This window comes from Thalassobacterium sedimentorum (genome assembly GCF_031127905.1).
Taxonomy (GTDB): domain Bacteria; phylum Verrucomicrobiota; class Verrucomicrobiia; order Opitutales; family Coraliomargaritaceae; genus Thalassobacterium; species Thalassobacterium sedimentorum.
This window is the reverse complement of the sequence record NZ_JARXIC010000078.1, coordinates 1-3,084: the sequence shown is the minus strand read 5'-3', so window position 1 is coordinate 3,084 and position 3,084 is coordinate 1. Positions and strand designations below refer to the sequence as shown.

The following is a 3,084-nucleotide window of genomic DNA, read 5'->3' as shown; positions in this document are numbered from 1 at the left end:
ATGGGCGGGAGCATATCCAGACGGCACAGGTCAACCCATTTTACGCGCTAGAAATCCGATAACCCTCACTAATACGAATCCCTCAGGCTGGGTGCTTGGCCTCACCGTTCGCTAAGAAATAAATGCCCTCAATTGAAATAGTCTCAGTCGGCTGTAAAGAACCAACCCCATTTTCAGGGTCGAAGCATTTCGGCGTGCTAGTCGAAATGGGAGTAGAATCACATCACAACCTATTCAAAAAAGAACTCGATGGTATTTCAGGATGCATTGCACACATCGGAAATAAGGATCAAGAAAATGAAAATTTTGAAATCTGCTATGCCAATGAAATCATTGAATGGGACGACACCGAGATTGAGATTCCACAGGTAGATATTGAAAACAATGAAGAAATCGGAAACTGGGGACAGAACCAAGACTTCTATTACGAACTAAAAAACAACCTAAAAGATGACCTGAAGAGCCTATTTGAGCACATGCTAGCCAGATCTCCAGAAAACGAGATACTCTTCTTCACTAGGTGGCAATTTGGTCCAGAAGTCGGCGAAGAGTTTCAAGAAATGGACTTTGAAACATTTTGGAGCCAACATGCTTGTCAGCACTTGAGATGGAACACCCTTTACAGAATCAAAAAAACAGAGCGAACCAGTCCGATGAGGCAATAGATTTCGCTGGCGCTCATCTATTCCTCTCGTCTACGATCTAGAAGAAAATGAATAAAGAAAAAGGAAAACTAATCAGTGGATGGCTCACTGTCGCCTTGGCGGTTTGTTGCGCCATATACATTTGCACAGGATACGATGTCGATCGATCTGGGATGATCTACCTCTTAATCGTTTGCGCATTCATATTTAGTCTTGGATTGAGAATCCTGACAGGTCGAGGCATCTGGAAGAACGCCCAAGCAATCCTATCAACGAATAAAAATTAGAATAGAAGAATTAAATCCAATCAGACTGAATAACTATTTGCACATTTGGAACCGATTGGACACCACCACCCTCAGGCTAGATCCAGGCGCTTCTGGACAACGCCTAAAGGCGCGCCAGAGCTCCACGATATCCAAGAAAATGAAACTAATCATAACCGTCACCCTTATCCTTTTATTCACCTACTCTGCGCATGCACAAAATCATGCAACAAAATCGCCGATGACGATGGAGCAGCTGATGAGCGAATTAAGAATCAAGGGCGGAAACTGGAGTTTCACTTTTGAGAAACCAGTCTTGGCCTATGCCGTATTTGAGGTTTCTTCGTATCCGGATGGAAAAGAAAAAGAAGTGACGAAGTTTATCTCAGACGAGCCGAAAAAGGAAATTGAGGTTTTCTTCAGCCATTCAGCATCCAGAGTGGGTAATTATCCAAATCCGAGAGTGCACAACGAAAACAAAATGCTGATTAAGATTTCGAACTGCAAAGCGACTACAGGAACCCGAATTATTCACTACTCAGACAAGTTTCGCAACCAACCATTTAATCAGCAAGCCGGTCAAGAAGGCGACTTTAGGCCAAGTATTGCCGAGCAACCAGAATTGAACCAAGAGTATTTCCTAGCCTACTACTACAAGGAAGGAGATCCATATGAAGTGAAAGCGACTATAAGCTTTATCGAAAAAGAATCGGACATCGATAAAATCGAAAAGCTTGATCGCAATGGGAGAAGAGCCTGGAAAGAAGCTGGAGAAAAATAAGGATATCCAGACGAGAGTGGACAACTCCGTTCGTGCCTCACTCCGTGCCACCTCTTGACGTTATAAAAAAATTAAGATGCCTAAACTGCACTGCAAAAGAGTTTCCTTCTATTCCGAAAATGATGAACTCAGCTTTTTCGAATGGATCGGCAAAATTCCCAGTATCGAGAAATGGGAAGGCGTTTCTGATACGATCGTTCTCCACGTTCGATCAAAGAAGATTTCGAATGCAGGATTGAGAGATATATTGGCCTTGTTTCATCGATATAAAATCAACATGACAGAATTGAAACAGTTCATGGACGAAAAAAATAAAGATTGGTTCTTCGAAAACGAGAAGGCCTATTGGCACAAGAATGTATTCAAACAAACCTGATTATAACCAGGCAGGATAGGACAATTCCGTTCGTGCCTCACTCTATGCCTACCTTTGACGTTCGTGGAAAAAAATCATGAAAACCCAAGTCGAATTCAGATCTAAAAAGTTCCCCGCTTATGAGGATGAAGAAGAGGAAATCAACCCGGGTCTCTGGGGGCGTCGACTTGCAGAATATTTGACTACCAAACTAAAAGAAAAAGGAATCCCTATTGAGGATTACTTCACTGAAGATTGGGGCTACTATCTTCCAATCGAGAATAAAGAATTCCGGCTAGCGATCTGCTGCAGCCACCAGTATGGAGACGACAATGAGTTCTTGTGCTTCACTGAGCCACGAACGCCGAAAGTAAGAAAGCTCTTTAAGAAAATTGATGCTTCAGAGCAGCTGGGAAAAATAACTAAAGCAATGGACGAGATTTTGACATCAGATCCTGACATTCGAGATGTAAAGTGGATGGAAGCAAACTAAACACGAACAAGTCGCTTCTGGTCAACGTCGCTAACGCGCCGCGCCAGAGCTCGACGATCTGAAACGAAATAAGAAAACAAAATGTTAAACGCGATAATCTTAGCCGCACTGGTAAAAATAAATTTAGAATGCGATAGCCCCTGGGTAGCCACATCACTCTTTGCTGGTTTGACATTCGTCATGAGTCTCATGTTCGGCTATCCATTTTTAGCCAGTCTAATTGGAACAGCAATTAACATAGGTCTAGGCTTCTTCTACTTTTGGTTATTAAAGAAAACTGAAAGCAGTAGCTCATGGTGGGCAGTCATGATCATTGGCATATTCGTCTTCCTCGGGCTTGGCTTCCTATAAGTCAGATCCAGACGACACAGACAACCCATATAGCCCGCTCGTAAAACTCTAAAAAGCAACTGGACGACTGACCACACAGGCTGGTTGTCTGGTCTCCACGATAGGCAGAAAATGGAATATCTCCTACTAATCCATAAGAACTCTGAAACACCACCCAGCGAAAGTGAATGGAATGAATTCTTCGAGGAAGCGAA

General features: G+C 42.9%; 5 protein-coding genes. All 5 read left to right on the top strand.

The annotated features are described in order from the left end of the window. Window positions 1-194: 194 nt before the first annotated feature. The 5 genes from QEH59_RS18305 (at window position 195) to QEH59_RS18285 (ending at window position 2,890) form a co-directional block, all read left to right on the top strand. Window positions 195-665, top strand: a complete 471-nt coding sequence (locus tag QEH59_RS18305) for a hypothetical protein (RefSeq protein WP_308986829.1) — start codon at window positions 195-197, stop codon at window positions 663-665. A 321-nt stretch (window positions 666-986) separates the two neighbouring features. Next, window positions 987-1,691: a hypothetical protein gene (locus QEH59_RS18300; protein ID WP_308986828.1), complete on the top strand. Its 705-nt coding sequence runs from the start codon at window positions 987-989 to the stop codon at window positions 1,689-1,691. Window positions 1,692-1,767: 76 nt separating this feature from the next. Then, on the top strand, window positions 1,768-2,067 hold the full coding sequence (locus QEH59_RS18295) for a hypothetical protein (protein ID WP_308986827.1): 300 nt from the start codon (window positions 1,768-1,770) through the stop codon (window positions 2,065-2,067). Between the two features lie 76 nt (window positions 2,068-2,143). After that, entirely contained in the window at window positions 2,144-2,539 is a 396-nt protein-coding gene (locus QEH59_RS18290; protein ID WP_308986826.1) for a hypothetical protein, read from the top strand. Between the two features lie 81 nt (window positions 2,540-2,620). Further along, complete coding sequence (locus QEH59_RS18285) at window positions 2,621-2,890, top strand: hypothetical protein (RefSeq protein ID WP_308986825.1); 270 nt, start codon at window positions 2,621-2,623, stop codon at window positions 2,888-2,890. The last annotated feature ends 194 nt before the right edge of the window (window positions 2,891-3,084 follow it).

Bases quoted from the DNA above. Each gene is read 5' to 3' on its own strand.
- QEH59_RS18285 (WP_308986825.1), top strand. From the start codon at position 2,621: ATGTTAAACGCGATAATCTTAGCCGCACTGGTAAAAATAAATTTAGAA.
- QEH59_RS18295 (WP_308986827.1), top strand. From the start codon at position 1,768: ATGCCTAAACTGCACTGCAAAAGAGTTTCCTTCTATTCCGAAAATGAT.
- QEH59_RS18290 (WP_308986826.1), top strand. From the start codon at position 2,144: ATGAAAACCCAAGTCGAATTCAGATCTAAAAAGTTCCCCGCTTATGAG.